This window comes from Pseudonocardia oceanicola, assembly GCF_047200735.1.
Lineage (GTDB): Bacteria > Actinomycetota > Actinomycetes > Mycobacteriales > Pseudonocardiaceae > Pseudonocardia.
Genome location: NZ_JBJZON010000009.1, coordinates 220,968 through 236,564, shown reverse-complemented (window position 1 = coordinate 236,564; position 15,597 = coordinate 220,968). Strand labels below are relative to the sequence as shown.

The window sequence follows — 15,597 nt, the reverse complement described above, 5'->3', positions numbered from 1 at the left end:
ACCAGAAGGGAACATCCTGATGTGCACCGTCCAGAACGTCGCGTTCGTCGGCCTCGGCGCGATGGGAACCCCCATCGGTCGCCACATCCACGACAGCAGCGACTTCCGGTTCGTGGGTTTCGACGCCTCCGACGACGTCCGCCGCGAACTCCGGGAGTCCGGCATGACGATGGCCGACTCGCTCGTGGATGCGGTGAAGGGCGCCGACTGGGTCATGATGATGCTGCCCACCGTGGCAGCATCGCGGGCGGTGTTCGAGGACGTCATCGCGCGGGTCCCCGCCGGCACAGGCATCATCGAACTCGGCACCATCGGCCACACCGAGTCGGCCGAGCACGCGAACATCGCCCTCTCGCGTGGCCTGCGCTATCTCGACGCGCCGGTCATCGGGGGCGGCCGTCAGGCCGCCGAGGCCAGGACGCTGAAGGTGCTCGCCGGCGGCGAGGCCTCGACGGTGGCAGAAGCGGAATGCCTGCTGCGCTGTTTCAGCGCCCGCACATTCCATGTTGGCGGGGAGGGTGCCGGTCAGACAGTAAAGCTCGTCCACAACGCGCTGCTCGCCTCCATCACCGGTGCGACAGCCGAGGCGTTCGCGCTGGCCCAGGCCCTCGGCACAGACCCTGCCGCTGCCGCCGAGATCTTCCGCTCGTCGTCGGCCAACTCCTTCGCCCTAGAGTGGCTCTTCCTACCGGCGCTGAAGGGCGACTTCTCCGCCGGGGCCCCGGTCGACATCCTGTTAAAGGATCTCCGCCTGATGGCAGCCGAAGCGGAACGGGTCGGCCAGCCGCTGAGCATCGGCAGGGAGACACGCGAGCTCTACGAGGAGTGCCACCGGCGCGGCTACGGCCGGGACGACGCGGTGAGCGTCGCCCTCAAGATCACGCAGGACCGGCTTGGGCTCGTCGACCAGACGGGTGGCGGCGCTCCGGTGCGGTCGTGAGGGTCACGGGTGCCCCTCAGACCCCGGTCTGCAGCAGGAGCGGACGACCTCGTCGTGGCGGCGCACCGCGCTGTCGCTGACGATGACCACCGCGATCCTGATGCGCGCCGCGCCTGGACACACCCCTGCCCACTGGCTCGGCCCGCTCCTGGTCCTGGGCTGCTGCTGGCCGCTCATCGCTCGGCGGTGCCGCTCGTTCCGCAACCGCTTCGAACTGACCGACCAGGCACGCCAGGCGGGCCGAGCCCCACCATCAGGGCAGGTGCTCCCTGATCCCGTGCACTGCACGGACTCGGCTCATGCCGGACGGGCGACTGCCTGCCGCGATCGTCGCCGCCTCGGTCCTCCTCGCAGTCGCCGGGGGCATCATCGCGAGGGCGCATCTCGTCTGAGATGTCGTGCCTATGCCCCCGGCCGCCTCGAGGATCCGGGGGCGGGCATGAGCTGGGCCGGTACGGGATAGACGAGTTCGTCAACAAGAAGCTCATTCCGGCGATCCAATGATGAACGGGGATGAAATGAAGGAACTCGAGGGCAAGGTCGCGGTCGTGACCGGCGCGGCGCGAGGCATCGGGCTCGACTACGCGCTACGCCTTGCCGAGAAGGGTGCGAACATCGCGGTCTGCGACCTTGACCTGCGCTCGGCGCACCAGTACGAGGAGGAGCGTGCCCGGCTCGTGGGTGACGATCTCGAGAAGACTCTGGCGCAGTGGGGAACCGACGTGATCACCGAACAGGTCGACGCCACGGAGCGGGGCTCGCTCCAGGCCTTCGCCGACCGGGTGCGCCATACCTGGGGCCGCGTCGATGTCGTGGTCTGCAACGCCGGCGGCGGAGGGGACTTCGCCGGGCAGCGACCTTCGGAGATCGAGGAGTCGGGAATGCACGCGGCTTTCGGGCGCAACCTCTTCTCGACGATCAACACTGTGGCTGCGTTCGCTCCGCACATGAAGCGCCAAAGAAGCGGGAAGATCATCACGATCTCGTCGTTCACCGGGACGATGGTTCTCGGCGAGGGGCACGGCTCCGACTACGCCGTTGCCAAGAGCGCGGTCGCGCACTACACGCGATGCCTCGCTCAGGATTTGGGGCCCTGGGGCATCACGGCCAACGCCGTCGCCCCGGGTTTCATTGCCAGTGGCCAGTTCAAGGCGCGTCTCGTCGCCGCCGATCCGAAGCGCCTGGAGGAGTGGACGTCCATGGCGGCCCTGCGGCGGCTCGGGGCCCCGGAAGACTGTGCGAACCTCGTCGAGTTCCTCGCCAGCCCGAAGTCGGACTACATCACCGGGCAGGTCATCTGCATAGACGGCGGCATCACCCGCGCGGCGCACTGATTGCCCGTTCCTCTCCGTTCCGAATCAGCGAGTAGACCGCGACGACGCCATCCGCGACGACGCTCCTGAACGTCTGCCGGGGAACCCGCGAGGGAGAACCGCCGGCGAGATAGTCGATCATCCCGAGCCGAGTCGCGAGGGCGCCGTTCGGCCTCGCTCCCCGAGACCACCGGCCTCCTCGGCGCCCGCCGACCCCGGCGACGACCCCGTCAGCGATCCAACCGGCGTGCCGCAGGTCGCGCGGTCCGTGTGCGGAGTAGATCACCGGGATCCGACGGTCACAGCCCCGGCCCGCGCCTTCGAGGCCGTCCCAGACGGCCGTTCCGGTCTCGTGGTACGAGCGGATGGCGGCCAGGTGGTCGGCCGTCGACTTCATCGTGGCCTCCTTGAGGCCGAGGTTGCGGACGGCATTGTCGCCGGTTCCGAGCCCGAGGAAGGCGCCCACTGGAGATCTCGTCCAGCGAGGCGATCGCGCCCGCCGTCACGGCCGGGTGCCGGTGACCGGGTTGGTCACGCCGGGACCGATGGCGAAGCCGCGGACGCACGTGGGCACCGTCGGAAGCGCCCGAACAGGCGGTCGCCGAGGACGGCCCGCGCTGGCCGTAGTGACAGTTGTGGGTCGCCGGGGCGCCCCGTACGAGTAGGAGGAGCCGCCGCGGGGCCCTTCCCGACGACGGTGACCCGAGCGAGGTGGCAGTGATCGACAACCAGGGGCAGACTGCGCCGACCTCCTCAAGGGAGGCGTGCGACGAAGCGCTCGGCCAGCAGTTCCTGGATCCGGGAGCCGATGCGTGGCAGATCGTCGCGCAGGCTCTCCGGGCGGATGGCGCACACGGCACCGACGAGCTCGCCGTCGGAGCGCCGGAGGGCGGTGGCCACGGAAAAGACCGTCGGCACCGTCCGGCCCGGGTTGTAGGCCAGTCCCGTCGCCCTGATCTCCGGCAGCTCGGAGAGGAAGCGGTCTACCTCGGGCTGCTCGGCCGGCGTGGCCGAGTGCAGCAGGGCGTCCATCTCGCGAGCCGGCAGACTCGCGAGAATGATCCTGCCGGACGCGGTCGAGTAGAGCGACCTGCGGCTGTGGTTCCGCGCGGCGAACTCGAGCGCGGGCTCGTCCCCGATCTGGTCGATGTAGACGAGCGACATCCCGACCTGGATCCCGATCATCACACTGCACTCGACCTCCGCGTGGATGCGGGGGAGCAGATCGCGGTCGATGTCCTGCGCCGCCACGCGATTACCGTTGAGGGACAGGACGAACGGCGCGGGGCCGAGGCCGAACCGATGGTCCCGCTCGACGAGGTAGCCCGTCGCGACGAGGCCGTTCACCAGCTCGTGGATGGAGCTCTTGGGAGCGCCGAGGCGCTCGGCCAGGGCCGCGAGGGTCAGCCCCTGACGAACCGGCGCGACACTCTCGAGGATCGCGGCCACACGGTCGACGGTGCGGTGATGGCGCGGAGGCACCGACCGATCGTAGCGGCGGGCGTTGACTGAGTCGCTGAACGCACCTACCGTCTCGTACGTAGATGCGGACGACTGTCCGTATATCTGGAGGGAAGGTCGATGACGAACTCTCGGGCATCTGTTGCGCAGGAGGGCACTCCGGCGCACGACACCGCCCTCGACGGTGTGGTGGTGCTCGACCTCGGGCAGGTCTATGCCGGCCCGTACTGCACCCACCTTCTCCGATCGCTCGGCGCGACCGTGATCAAGATCGAGCCGTTCGGGGGTGAGCCGATCCGGTGGCGTTCCACCGGGGAGACGTCGGGACAGGCGTTCCTGATGCTCAATGCTGGCAAGAAGGGGGTCCGACTGGACCTCAAGAAGCCCGAGGGCAGGCAGATCTTCCTGGACCTCGTCCGCCAGGCCGACGTCGTCGTCGAGAACTTCGCCCCGGGCGTGTTGGACCGTCTGGGAATCAGCTGGGAGGTGCTGCGCGAGATCCGTCCGGAGCTGGTGCTGGCGTCGGGCCGCGCCTACGGCCGGCACCCGGCGACCGAGGGCTTGCGCGGCATGGACGTGACGGTGCAGGCCATGACCGGCATCGTTTCCACGACCGGCTTCCCGGACGGGGCCCCGGTCAAGGCGGGTGGTGCGGTCGTCGACTTCGCAGCGGGAACCCACCTCGCCTCGGCAGTCCTCGCCGCGTTGTTCCAGCGCGAGCGCACCGGCGTGGGGCAGCACGTCGAGGTGGCGATGCAGGACGCGATCGTGCCGACGCTGACCTCCAACCTGGCCGGTCTCCTCGAGGCCAAGGGGGACTTCCCCGAGCGGACGGGCAACCGGCACGGTGGCCTCGCGGTCTGCCCGTACAACATCTATCCGGTCCAGGACGGGTGGCTGGCCATCCTGTGCCTGCGCCCCAAGCACTGGCTCGACCTGTGCACGCTCATGGGCCGGTCGGACCTCGCCGCCGACCCGGTGCTCGCGACCCCGGCGGGCCGGGTCCAGAAGATGGACGACGTCGACGGCGCCGTCACGGCCTGGACGAGCCGGTTCGACAAGGACACCGCCTTCCGCCTCCTGCAGGATGCGGACATCCCGGCGGCGCCGGTCCGATCGCTCCGGGAGGTGCTGCACGATCCGGTCCTCCGCGACCGGAGGATGATCACCGAGACCGGCGAGGGCGCCCGGTCGAGCACGGTGCTGGGCAGCCCGCTGCAGATGGGGGCGTCTCCGGTTCCCGACGCCGCGCCCGCTCCGCTCCTCGGTGAGGACACGGCCGCCGTCCTGCGGGAGCGGCTCGGACTGACGGACCAGGACCTGACACGCCTGAGGAGGGGCGGCGTGATCTGAGCCCACCTCGACGAGGGGTGGACGGCACGAGGCTTCACGGAGAAGTCCGGGAGTGCTGAAGATCGACGAGAACGTCGCGTGCGGCGTGTGCACGCAGTTGAGGCTGTTTCCGAAGTGGTGGGCCCGGTCCTGTCGGTGTCGGCTGGGCTGACAGCATCGGCGCATGCCCGCGCCTGGTGTGTCTGAGAAGACGAAGATCTTCGAGTTGGAGATCGTCCTGGCCGGGGTGCAGCCGGCGGTCCGGGGTCGGGTGCAGGTGCCCGGCGAGATCGACTTGGCGGTGTTGCACGAGGTGGTGCAGTCGGTGATGGGTTGGACGAACTCGCATCTGCACGAGTTCGAGATCGCCGGGCGCCGCTACGGGATCCCGGACCCGGACTGGCCCTCCCAGCACGTCACCGACGAGGCCAGGGCCAAGCTGTTTCGGCTGGTCAAGCCGGGTGACGGGTTCGGCTACGTGTACGACTTCGGCGACATCTGGGCCCACGAGATCGCCGTGGAGAAGGTCCTCGCCGCCGAGGCGGGGGTGCGCTACCCGCGTGGCGTGTCTGGACAGGGGGCGTGTCCGCCAGAGGATGTCGGCGGGGTTTGGGGGTATGAGGAGTTCCAGGCTGTCATGGCCGATCCCGCCCATCCCGACCATGCTGAGCGCCTCGAGTGGGCGGGTGGGCCGTTCGATCCGCACCGCTTCGAGCCCGCCGCCGCTGACCGGGCCCTGGAGTGGCTGGCGTGGCGACCGCTGGCCTCGATGTCGTAGACGGCACCGGGGCGCGCCGCGCGATGCGCACCCCGATCCCGCGCTTGCTCAGGTAGCGGATATTCGTAGCCCTTGTCGGCGTGCAGCTTGTCCGGCCGCCGACGGGGACGCACCGGCCGTCCGGCGTGTTCACGGACACCGGGGTTGTTGTCCAGCGGTGGGGCGAGCATCCGGCTGTCGTGGTTGTTCGCCCCGGTGACGAGGGCGTTCAGCGGCAGCCCGCTGCGGTCGCTGGGCACGTGGTAGTTGCTGCCGGCCTTCCCGCGGTCGGTCGGCGAGGGCCCGGTCGCTTCGCCGCGGCGTTTGGCCCGCACGCTCAGGCTGTCCACCGCGGCGCGCGACCAGTCCAGCAGCTCCTGCTGGGCGAGCCGGTCGAGCACCACCCGGTGCACTGGCCAGGGCGCCCTTCGAGGCGATGCCCCTCGTCGTCGCCCGATCACGGCAGTTGCGCACCCGTCGCGCTCCGATTGTCGGCGGCAGGTCGAGGCTGCACCTGTCGAGCGCCCGAACCGCACAAGTGGTGATGGTGCTGACCGCCGTGGTCGCGGGTCGCCTGCCCGCTCTTCGGGGCCGTCACAGCGGATCGGGCGCCGCGCCGTGTCTTCTTCGCCGGCTCCGGCGTCGTGATGCTCGTCGTCGCGGCGGGGGCGTACATGCTGCTCATGACCTGGGCGAGCGGGCCGGGGGGTGTGCTGGTGCTCGCCGTGGTCGTCGGCCTTTCGACGTTCGGGGTGTACGGGCCGATCGTGACGTACCTGACCGAGCAGTTCCCGAGCACCATCCGCGCCAGCGGCTACGCGGTCGACTACAGCCTCGCTGTCGTGGTGCCAAGCTTCTACCCCTTCTACCTCAATGGGCTTGGCCACCACATGCCCGCCCGCCTCACCTCCGTCGTGCCGGTGGCGCGGGTGGCGTACTGGTGAGCGTCGGCGGCCTGCTCGGACCCGAGCCTAGGCACGTCGAGATGGAGAGCGGGCGGGGTCAGGCTCGGCTTGACCCTGCAACCATCCCCCCGATAGCGTCGGCGCAGATATCCGGACCATCATCCGTATATATGGACGCACGGGTCAGCGGAAGGCAGGCGCATTCGGTGATGAAGGCGTGCATCGTCGACGACCACGAGATCGTCCGTGAGGGCCTCCGGGTCTTGCTCGAGTCCCTCGAGGATCCGGCAGTGCAGGTCGTCGCCCAGGTCGGGACCGCAGCCGAGGCCGTGGCGGCGCAGCGCCAGCATCACCCGGACCTGTTCCTCGTCGACTACCGCCTTCCCGACACGACGGGGGACCGGCTCTGCAGTCGACTCGTGGCGGCGCGCCCCGGCACCGCGGTCGTCGTCGTCTCGAGTTCGTCCGCGGAGGACGTCGTCCGGCTCTGCCTGCAGGCCGGCGCAGCGGGATACGTCAGCAAGGGCGCGGGGCTGCAGGAGCTGAGACACGCGATCGCGGCCGTGACGGCGGGTGGGGAACGCGTCGTCCGCCGCGACGCCTCGGTACCCGCCATCGCCGCCCGGACCGCCTCGGCCGGCCGCAACCTCACCCAGCACCAGCTCCGCGTCCTCGAGCTGGTGGCCGAGGGGATGACGTACGGCCAGATCGCGCATCGGCTGCACGTCTCGGAGTCGACCGTGCGGTTCCACGTGGGCGGGATCAAGGACAAGCTCGGCGTGCGGAGCAAGGCCGAGCTGATTGTCATCGCGCTGCGCGAGGCCCTCGTGACACCGGCGGGGACAGCTCCGGCCACCCGGACGGCGCCATGGGCCGGCTGATCGGACCGCACCGGGTCGAGGTCGACCACACGAGTGCGCTGCGCTTCACGAAGATCGCGGCCGGGATGCTGCGAGCTCGCGCGGTGACGCTGACCGACCCGAGCAGCATCGTCGCGTCCTGGGGGGCGCCGACGGTCGTCGGACCCGCGCTCGGGCCGGACTCCTCACCCCTGCGTGTCCCGATCCCGCTCCAGCGGGTGGGCAGCGACGCGACGGTGACGACGGTGGCGGGCGGCGTCCTCGAGACCCCGTACTCCCTCACGGTCGAGTGGCCGGCGTCCACGGAGGTCGAGCCGCGCGTGCAGGTGATGACGCGTGCGCTCGCGCGCAGCGCCGCCGCGGTCGTGTCGGCGGATGACGGCGCGGACGCCGAGGAACGGCTGGTTGTCAGCGGCGGCGGGATCCTCGCCGAGCTGGGCCTGACCGCCGAGTCGGTGGAGGAGCTGCTCGGTGGTGTGACGGCGGCACTCTGCCTGCTCGTCGGCGCCACGGCGGCTGGGGTCGCGGTGCTGACCGACCGGAACTTCCTCCAGGTCCTGCCGGGTTCGTTCGGGGCGAGCCGCGAGCTCATCGGGTCCGCGCTCGTGGACCGCACGGAGGTCGCGACGTCCACCGCCGAGGTCTTCCGCTCGGGCCGCACGATGCTGGCCAACCACCCCGAGGTGGACATTCCGCGGTTCCCGGAGTGGGTCGACGCCTTTGGCGTGGAGCGACTCATGACCATGCCCATGATCGTGGGCGGCGAGCGGCTCGGGGTGTGCTACGTGGCGAACCCGCCCGGCTACTTCACGCCGGCCCACGCCGGGCTCGCCGAGCGGCTCACCCCGTTCGTCGCGGCCGCCGTCGCCCAGGTACGGCAGCGGCTCGAGATGCAGCAGCGGGAGCACCTCGTCCTGGCGACCGAACGGGCGGCGCAGGCCAGCGCTGCGGGAACGGACATGGCCGGGATCGCCCCGCACCTCGACGGCTTCCGCGCCGCGCTCTCCTGCCAGACCGCCGTGCTGACCTTCCGCGACGACGGCCATCGTGTCGTCTGCGGCGATGCCCGTCCCTTCGAGCCCGAGACCGGCTTCCTCGCCGGGATCGATGCCGAGACCGCGGGGCTGCGCACTGCCATGCGACGTCCCGAACGGCCCGGGGCGTTCGGCTGGGTCTCGACGCAGGTCCCGGTGATCGTCGACGGCGAGGTACGGGCCACGTTGGCCCTGTTGCGCACGCCGTGGGTGCCCTTCCGGCGGCACGAGCGAAGCGCCATCCGCAAGATGGCGGACACGGTCGCCCTCGCCTGGAACACCGACCGTTACCTGCAAGAGCAGGCGGCTGCGGCGCGGATGACGGAGCGCTCGAGGATCGCGGACGACATCCACGACCGGGTGGCGCAGCTGCTCTTCGCGGGCCGGCTGTCGCTGCAGAACCTGCACGAGGCGGTGCCCGGGGGCCTTCCCGCGGACCACGGTGTCCGGCGCCACGCCCGGCGCGCCCTCGAGCTCGTCGACCGGGGGGACCGGGAGCTCAGGGAGGTGATCCACCACCTCGCCGAGACAGCGGAGCCCGCCCGGTCGCAGGTCGAGGGGCTCTGCGAGGTCGTCGCGGAGGTCGAACAGCAGTTCGGGATCACCATCAGGGTGGACCTTCCGGACGGCGACGCCGTCCCGACCCTGCGCGGAGCGCGGCGCGCGGCGGTCCTCGGCGCCGCGCGCGAGGCCATCGTGAATGCGGCCAAGCACGCCGGTCCGTGCACGATCTCAGTGGTCTTCGCGGCGCGTCCGTCCGGTGTCGCGGTCCTGCGGGTCGTCGACGACGGGGTCGGCATGCCGGGGTCGCGCCCCGGCTACGGGCTGACGGCGATCCGGCGCAGGCTCATGGAGCAGGGCGCCTCCCTCGTGTTCCGGGCTGGACCGGATGGCGGTACCGAGGTGTTGATCGAGGCGCCGGCGAACTGACGTAAGTGCCAGTTCTGCGGGCTGGTGGGGGATGCCGACCATGAGGGCGTGCCTCAGCTCGCCCGCTTCACGATCGCGGTGACGATGCCGCCGAAAGGAGTAGTCCCATGAGCGGTCCACTGACCGGCAAGGTAGCCCTGGTGACGGGCGCCGCCCGCGGCCAGGGACGGTCCCACGCCGTGCGCCTGGCCGAGGACGGCGCCGACATCATCGCCGTCGACATCTGTGGTCAGATCGACACGGTGTTCTACCGCATGTCCACGCCCGAGGACCTCGACGAGACCGTGGCCGAGGTCGAGAAGCTCGACCGGCGGATCGTCGCCCGGCAGGCGGACGTGCGGGACGCCGCGGACCTGAACCAGGCCGTCGCCGAGGGCATCGGCGAGCTCGGCCGGATCGACATCGTGGTGGCCAACGCCGGCATCGCGCCGATGTCCGTGCGCGAGAGCGACGACCTGCAGACCTTCCTCGACACGGTCGCCGTCAACCTCACCGGCGTCTACAACACCGTGCACTCCGTCGTCGACCGCCTGATCGAGCAGGGCGAGGGCGGCTCGATCATTCTGACCGGCTCGACGCAGGCGCTCTCCGGGCGCGGTGGCAACGGCTCCGGCGCGCAGGACGGCTACACCGCCTCGAAGCACGGCGTCACCGGTCTGATGCGTACCTGGGCCTACTGGCTCGCGCCGAAGAACATCCGGGTCAACACCGTGAACCCGACCGGAGTCGACAGCCCGATGGTCAACAACGAGGTCGTCGCCGAGTGGTTGGAGAAGGACCCCGACGCCGCGGGCATTCTCGCGAATCACATGCCGGTCCCGGTTGTGGCGCCGCGTGACATCAGCGCTGCGGTGGCGTGGCTGGCGTCCGACGAGTCCCGGTACGTCACGGGCGTCGCGCTGCCGGTGGATGCCGGCTTCCTCATCAAGTAACCGCGGGGACCCAGCCCCGGTCGTCAGCAGTGCGTGAAGGAGAGTTGTGGACTTCGAGTTGTCCGAGGATCAGGCGATCATTCGGGATGCGGTCCGGGACCTGGCGTCGAAGTTCGACGACCAGTACTGGATGGAGCACGACCGGGACAAGGTGTTCCCGACGGAGTTCTACGAGGCGCTCGCGACAGGTGGCTGGTTGGGGATCACGACGCCGGAGGAGTTCGGTGGGCACGGGTTCGGTATCACCGAGGCGTCGATCCTGATCGAGGAGGTGGCCAGGTCCGGGGGCGGGATGAACGCGGCGAGCGCCATCCACCTGTCGATCTTCGGCATGCATCCGGTGATCAAGCACGGGTCGGAGGAGCTGAAGAAGCGCACGCTGCCGCGGATCGTGGACGGCTCGTTGCACGTGTGCTTCGGGGTCACCGAGCCGGGCGCGGGCCTGGACACCACGCGTATCGCGACGTTCGCCAGGCGCGAGGGTGACCACTACCGGGTCAACGGGCGCAAGGTGTGGATCTCCAAGGCGATGGAGTCGGAGAAGGTCCTGCTGTTGGCCCGCACCCAGAAGGTGGACGAGGTCGCGAAGAAGACGGACGGCATGACGCTGTTCCTGACCGACCTGGACCGCGCGCACGTCGACATCCGGCCGATTCCGAAGATGGGGCGCAACGCGGTCACGTCGAACGAGTTGTTCATCGATGACCTGATGGTGCCGGTGGAGGACCGGGTCGGGGAGGAGGGCAGGGGGTTCACCTACATCCTCGACGGGCTCAACCCGGAGCGGATGCTGGTCGCGGCGGAGGCGCTGGGGCTGGGCCGGGTGGCGCTGGACCGGGCTGTCACCTACGGCAACCAGCGGGAGGTGTTCGGTCGTCCGATCGGGATGAACCAGGGGCTGCAGTTCCCGCTGGCGGACTCGTTGGCCCACCTCGACGCCGCGGAGCTGATGCTGCGCAAGGCGACGTGGCTCTACGACCACGGCAAGCCGTGCGGCCGTGAGGCCAACACCGCGAAGTACCTGTGCGCGGACGCCGGGTTCCAGGCCGCGGACCGGGCGCTGCAGACCCACGGCGGGATGGGGTACTCCGAGGAGTACAACGTCGCCCGCTACTTCCGGGAGGCGCGGCTGCTGAAGATCGCGCCGCTCCCGCAGGAGATGGTGCTCAACTACCTGGGCTCGCACGTGCTGGGCTTGCCCCGCAGCTACTAGAGGAACACACGAGTCCGCATGACCGCCATACCGTGCCGCCCCACCCGGACGATCTGGCGGGTGGCCTCCCTGCTGAAGAGTCGCCAGCCACGGCCACCCGGCACCACGCAGACGAAGGACGACCCCGATGACCTCACTCGACCTGCGCCGCCACGTCCGCGAGGGTGACGGCGTCTGGTGGGGCCAGGCCGGAGCGGAGGCCACCCCACTCGTCGACGCGCTGATCGACCAGGCCGGTGACATCGGGCCGATGTGGGCCTTCACAGGACTGAGTCTGAACCGGCGTCTGCGTGAGCTCCCTCCCGAGGTCCATCTCGTCTCCTACGGAGCGATGGGGGAGTTGCGGTCGGTCGCGGCCCAGGGGCGTCTGGACATCGTGCCGACGCACTACTCCGTGCTCCCGCGACTGTTCGCCGAACGCACGCTCCCCACCGACGTCGGTCTCGTGCAGCTCTCCCCGCCCGGCCCCGACGGCCTGTGCTCGTTCGGCTTCGGGCCCGACTACGCCGGCGATGCGGTCCGGCACACCAGCGTCCTCATTGGAGAGATCAACGCCCGCATGCCGCGCACGGTCGGCACCCCGGGTATCGCGCTCGAGGACCTGACGGCGTACGTCGAGACGGACCGGGCGCTACCGGGCCTGCCGGAGCGCGCTCCCGACGAGGTCGACCAGGCCATCGCCGCGCACGTCGCCGGGCTGGTCGAGAACGGCGACACCGTCCAGATCGGCGTGGGTTCGCTGCCCACGGCCATCCTCGACGGCCTCACGGACCACGCGGACCTGGGCTTCCACGGCGGGATGATCACCGACGCCGTCGTCCGCCTCGTTCGCCGCGGCGTCCTGACCGGTCACCGCAAGGAGATCGACGCCGGCCGGATCGTCACGGGCTCGGCCGTCGGGACTCCCGGGCTCTACGACGCGCTCACCGAGCTCCCCGTCGACTTCAGGCCTGCCAGCTACACACACAACCCACGGGTGTTGGGCCGGCTCGGCAGGCTCGTGGCCATCAACTCGGCGCTGGCCGTCGACCTGACCGGGCAGGTCGGTGCGGAGGTCTCGGGCGGACGCTACCTCGGTGGCGTCGGGGGTCAGGTGGACTTCTCGGGGGCTGCTGCGCGAACCGGGGCGCTCTCGATGATCGCCCTGAGGTCCACGGCGGGCGGCAGGTCCACCGTCGTGCCCGCACTTCCGGAGGCGGTCGTCACGACGACCCGCGCCGATGTCGACGCGATCGTCACGGAGCACGGTGTCGCGATGCTGCGTGGCTGCCCACTGGCCCAGCGCGGGCAACGGATAGCGGCGGTCGCCGCGCCCGAGCACCGGGACGAGCTGCTCCGCGGCCTGCACGACGCGACCGCCTGAGACGCGCTCGGCCCCGACGAGAGGTGACTATGCCCGACCAACCCGATGCCGTCCGCTACCTGCTCGACGACCACGGCGTCGCGACCCTGACCCTCGACCGGCCCGCCAGCCGTAACGCGTTAGGCGATGCCCTGCTGGACGCCTTGCTCGCGCGGCTGAACGACGCCCGGAACGACGACCGGGTTCGGGTAGTGGTGCTGACGTCCTCACACGATCAGGTCTTCTCCGCTGGTGGCGACCTGAAGGCGTTCGCCTCCGACGTGCCACTGATCGAGAAGTACGCGGGCCTCGACCGCTTCCCTCGGCTCTACACCGCAATCGGCGGGCTGGGGAAGCCGGTCGTCTGCGCGGCGAACGGGGACGTCCTCGCCGGCGCCTTCGGCCTCGCCCTCGCCTGCGACCTCGTCATCGCCCGGCGCGGTGTGCGCTTCGGCTGCCCGGAGATCAACGTCGGGGTCTTCCCGTTCATGATCTCGGCTCTGATCTACCGCTCCATCGACCGGATGAAGGCCAACGAGCTCATGATGCTCGGCGAGCCGGTCGACGCGGACGAGGCGCTGCGTCTCGGTTTCGTCAACGCCGTCGCCGAGCCGGAGCATTTCGCGGACACGGTCCAGGAGTGGGCCCGCAAGGTCGCCGCGAAGTCGCCGCTGCTCATGCGACTGGGCAAGGACGCGATCGCCGCGACCCGGGACCTCGCCCTGCCGGAGGCGCTCGACTCGCTGCGCTCCCGGCTCGCCCTGGCCTTCAGCACCCAGGACATCAAGGAGGGCGTCGCGGCCTTCCGGGAGAAGCGCGACCCCGTGTGGTCGATGCGCTGACGAGGACCGGGGCGTGGCCGCAGCAGCCGGCTCGGCCTCGACTCCGACGCCATCGAGCAGCTCCTGCTCACCGGTGCGATCGACATCCCCGAGAGATCATCTGCACCGTAGTCCGGGCGATCGATCTCTGATTTCACTTGGCACACGCTGAAAGGAACACGCGTGACAGATGTAACCGTCCCTCCTGGACTCCGGGTCACCCTGCCTCAGTTTGCGGAGTCTCAGCGCGACGCGCTGGAGAACGTCCTCAAGGTCGTGAATGACCCTGGTGAGTACAAGATCCGATCTGATGAGGTTCTCGTCCGTGTCCAAGCCAGCAGCGTCGCATTCGCAGATCTGCTGATGCTCAGCGGCCAATACCAGCACAAGCCCCGTACGCCCTTCACCCCCGGAATGGAGTACAGCGGCGACGTCGTCGCTGTGGGTGGTGTCGCCGCGGCGGAGTTCGACATCGGTGATCGCGTGGTCAACGACTTCACACATGCCGGCCCTCGAAGTACCGGCGCTTACCAGGCCCACGGCGGCTGGGCGACCTATGCGGTCGCTCCTGCCAGCGCACTCCACAAGATCCCCGACACGTTCTCCTACGAGCAGGGTGCGAACCTGTTCGTCAACTACGAAACCGCCTATTATGCACTGGTCAACCGAGCCCGACTTCAAGCGGGCGAGGTCGTCCTCATCACCGGAGCGTCCGGTGCCGCCGGCATGGCAACGGTCCAGACAGCGAAGATTCTCGGCGCGAAGGTCATCGTGACCGGCCGTTCCGAGGAGAAGCTCCGAACGCTGCGCGACTGGGGTGCCGACGCGACCATCCACACGACCGGATCAACCCCGGGCCGCTTCCGCGACCAGGTCAAGGAGTTCACTGGCGGGAATGGCGCAGACGTCGTCATCGACACCGTGGGCGGACCCGTCGGACTCGAGGGCATGCGGTCGCTCTCCTACGGCGGACGGCTGGTCATCGTAGGTTGGGCTGCCAACACGACTGTCGCTCAGGGAGGCGGCCGCGGGGGCTCGGACGGAGCCAATCTGCTTCCGACGAACATCATCCAGATGAAAGGTCTGTATGTCATGGGGTCGCCGATGGTGATCCATACCTTCCGCGACCCTTCGATCCGCCCCCCACGCATCGCCGCCATCTTGGACTGGGTCGAACAGGGCCTAATAACACCCTTCGTGTCCCATCGCTACCCCCTCTCCGGAATTCGGGACGCTGGTCTAGCTCGACTGGCCGGCCATGTGACCGGCGGCTGTGTGGTCGAGCCCTGAACGCACAGCGGGAGCACGCCGTGACCCCATCTGGCCGCGACCACGATCGGCTGCAGCTCCGGGGCGCGGCAATCACGCTTTCCCGACAGGATGATCATGTGCCAAACTGCCCGACGTAGCTGTGGCCGATTCCGCGCCAAGGGATTCCGACGTCGAGAAGTTCGAGAACACATGACCCCGTGTTTCCGTCGGCGCCGCAGTCTCTGGACTCCGGAAGATCACGCTGACACGCACGGGAGGCGACTGGGCAGGTGCCGCTCCCGGATCCTCCGGGTGCCGAAGGCACTTCGATCGCTCGAATCCATGGCGGTAGGTGCGGAGTCGCCACAGGGGTATGCGATCAACGAGGACGGACAGCCGCCTATCGATCAATTCGCACGGGCCTGCATGGCTATCTGTCGAGGCAGTTCACGGTCTCACGGAGGCCGCGGCTCGTCCGCGTTCTCAGCGCCTCGCCGAGGAAGGCG

The 15,597-nt window shown here is 69.6% G+C and carries 14 protein-coding genes and 1 pseudogene; 13 read left to right on the top strand and 2 right to left on the bottom strand.

Annotated features, from left to right (window positions below):
- The first annotated feature begins 19 nt into the window (after positions 1–19).
- From ACL02T_RS15995 to ACL02T_RS15985, 3 genes are read left to right on the top strand one after another with little or no spacing between them, the layout of a single operon-like run.
- A complete protein-coding gene (locus ACL02T_RS15995) occupies positions 20–940 on the top strand; it encodes an NAD(P)-dependent oxidoreductase (protein WP_412831503.1) in 921 nt (306 codons plus the stop codon).
- Complete coding sequence (locus ACL02T_RS15990; protein WP_412831502.1) at positions 915–1,403, top strand: DUF202 domain-containing protein; 489 nt, start codon at positions 915–917, stop codon at positions 1,401–1,403. The genes ACL02T_RS15995 and ACL02T_RS15990 overlap by 26 nt, the downstream gene beginning before the upstream one ends.
- A 55-nt stretch (positions 1,404–1,458) precedes the next feature.
- Complete coding sequence (locus tag ACL02T_RS15985; protein ID WP_412831501.1) at positions 1,459–2,274, top strand: SDR family NAD(P)-dependent oxidoreductase; 816 nt, start codon at positions 1,459–1,461, stop codon at positions 2,272–2,274.
- 732 nt (positions 2,275–3,006) lie between these two features.
- Here the strand turns inward: ACL02T_RS15985 and ACL02T_RS15980 are convergent.
- Complete coding sequence (locus ACL02T_RS15980) at positions 3,007–3,702, bottom strand: IclR family transcriptional regulator (protein WP_412831500.1); 696 nt, start codon at positions 3,700–3,702, stop codon at positions 3,007–3,009.
- A gap of 132 nt (positions 3,703–3,834) precedes the next feature.
- Between ACL02T_RS15980 and ACL02T_RS15975 the strand changes: the two genes are divergently transcribed.
- Complete coding sequence (locus ACL02T_RS15975; RefSeq protein WP_412831499.1) at positions 3,835–5,067, top strand: CaiB/BaiF CoA transferase family protein; 1,233 nt, start codon at positions 3,835–3,837, stop codon at positions 5,065–5,067.
- A gap of 163 nt (positions 5,068–5,230) precedes the next feature.
- The gene (locus ACL02T_RS15970) at positions 5,231–5,824 is read left to right on the top strand and encodes a plasmid pRiA4b ORF-3 family protein (RefSeq protein WP_412831498.1); all 594 of its coding nucleotides are present in this window, start codon (positions 5,231–5,233) and stop codon (positions 5,822–5,824) included.
- Between the two features lie 16 nt (positions 5,825–5,840).
- Here the strand turns inward: ACL02T_RS15970 and ACL02T_RS15965 are convergent.
- Positions 5,841–6,408, bottom strand: a pseudogene (locus ACL02T_RS15965) (transposase); the annotation flags it as partial.
- 39 nt (positions 6,409–6,447) lie between these two features.
- Between ACL02T_RS15965 and ACL02T_RS15960 the strand changes: the two are divergent.
- The 8 genes from ACL02T_RS15960 to ACL02T_RS15925 all read left to right on the top strand — a co-directional run bounded on the left by ACL02T_RS15960 (position 6,448) and on the right by ACL02T_RS15925 (position 15,130).
- On the top strand, positions 6,448–6,747 hold the full coding sequence (locus tag ACL02T_RS15960) for an MFS transporter (RefSeq protein ID WP_412831525.1): 300 nt from the start codon (positions 6,448–6,450) through the stop codon (positions 6,745–6,747).
- A 131-nt stretch (positions 6,748–6,878) separates the two neighbouring features.
- The gene (locus ACL02T_RS15955; RefSeq protein ID WP_412831497.1) at positions 6,879–7,589 is read left to right on the top strand and encodes a response regulator; all 711 of its coding nucleotides are present in this window, start codon (positions 6,879–6,881) and stop codon (positions 7,587–7,589) included.
- Positions 7,577–9,532: a GAF domain-containing sensor histidine kinase gene (locus tag ACL02T_RS15950; RefSeq protein WP_412831496.1), complete on the top strand. Its 1,956-nt coding sequence runs from the start codon at positions 7,577–7,579 to the stop codon at positions 9,530–9,532. The genes ACL02T_RS15955 and ACL02T_RS15950 overlap by 13 nt, the downstream gene beginning before the upstream one ends.
- Positions 9,533–9,639: 107 nt before the next feature.
- Positions 9,640–10,464: a mycofactocin-coupled SDR family oxidoreductase gene (locus tag ACL02T_RS15945; protein WP_412831495.1), complete on the top strand. Its 825-nt coding sequence runs from the start codon at positions 9,640–9,642 to the stop codon at positions 10,462–10,464.
- 46 nt (positions 10,465–10,510) lie between these two features.
- Positions 10,511–11,677: an acyl-CoA dehydrogenase family protein gene (locus ACL02T_RS15940; protein WP_412831494.1), complete on the top strand. Its 1,167-nt coding sequence runs from the start codon at positions 10,511–10,513 to the stop codon at positions 11,675–11,677.
- A 127-nt stretch (positions 11,678–11,804) separates the two neighbouring features.
- On the top strand, positions 11,805–13,040 hold the full coding sequence (locus ACL02T_RS15935; protein ID WP_412831493.1) for an acetyl-CoA hydrolase/transferase family protein: 1,236 nt from the start codon (positions 11,805–11,807) through the stop codon (positions 13,038–13,040).
- Positions 13,041–13,069: 29 nt separating this feature from the next.
- Complete coding sequence (locus tag ACL02T_RS15930) at positions 13,070–13,861, top strand: enoyl-CoA hydratase/isomerase family protein (protein ID WP_412831492.1); 792 nt, start codon at positions 13,070–13,072, stop codon at positions 13,859–13,861.
- A gap of 162 nt (positions 13,862–14,023) precedes the next feature.
- Positions 14,024–15,130 (top strand): NADPH:quinone oxidoreductase family protein, encoded by a 1,107-nt coding sequence (locus ACL02T_RS15925; protein WP_412831491.1) that lies wholly within the window; start codon positions 14,024–14,026, stop codon positions 15,128–15,130.
- Positions 15,131–15,597 lie beyond the last annotated feature (467 nt).

Excerpts from the sequence above, each read along its gene's own strand:
- ACL02T_RS15995 (WP_412831503.1), top strand. The coding sequence starts at position 20 with ATGTGCACCGTCCAGAACGTCGCGTTCGTCGGCCTCGGCGCGATGGGA.
- ACL02T_RS15985 (WP_412831501.1), top strand. The coding sequence starts at position 1,459 with ATGAAGGAACTCGAGGGCAAGGTCGCGGTCGTGACCGGCGCGGCGCGA.
- ACL02T_RS15975 (WP_412831499.1), top strand. The coding sequence starts at position 3,835 with ATGACGAACTCTCGGGCATCTGTTGCGCAGGAGGGCACTCCGGCGCAC.
- ACL02T_RS15970 (WP_412831498.1), top strand. The coding sequence starts at position 5,231 with ATGCCCGCGCCTGGTGTGTCTGAGAAGACGAAGATCTTCGAGTTGGAG.
- ACL02T_RS15955 (WP_412831497.1), top strand. The coding sequence starts at position 6,879 with ATGGACGCACGGGTCAGCGGAAGGCAGGCGCATTCGGTGATGAAGGCG.
- ACL02T_RS15950 (WP_412831496.1), top strand. The coding sequence starts at position 7,577 with ATGGGCCGGCTGATCGGACCGCACCGGGTCGAGGTCGACCACACGAGT.
- ACL02T_RS15945 (WP_412831495.1), top strand. The coding sequence starts at position 9,640 with ATGAGCGGTCCACTGACCGGCAAGGTAGCCCTGGTGACGGGCGCCGCC.
- ACL02T_RS15935 (WP_412831493.1), top strand. The coding sequence starts at position 11,805 with ATGACCTCACTCGACCTGCGCCGCCACGTCCGCGAGGGTGACGGCGTC.
- ACL02T_RS15930 (WP_412831492.1), top strand. The coding sequence starts at position 13,070 with ATGCCCGACCAACCCGATGCCGTCCGCTACCTGCTCGACGACCACGGC.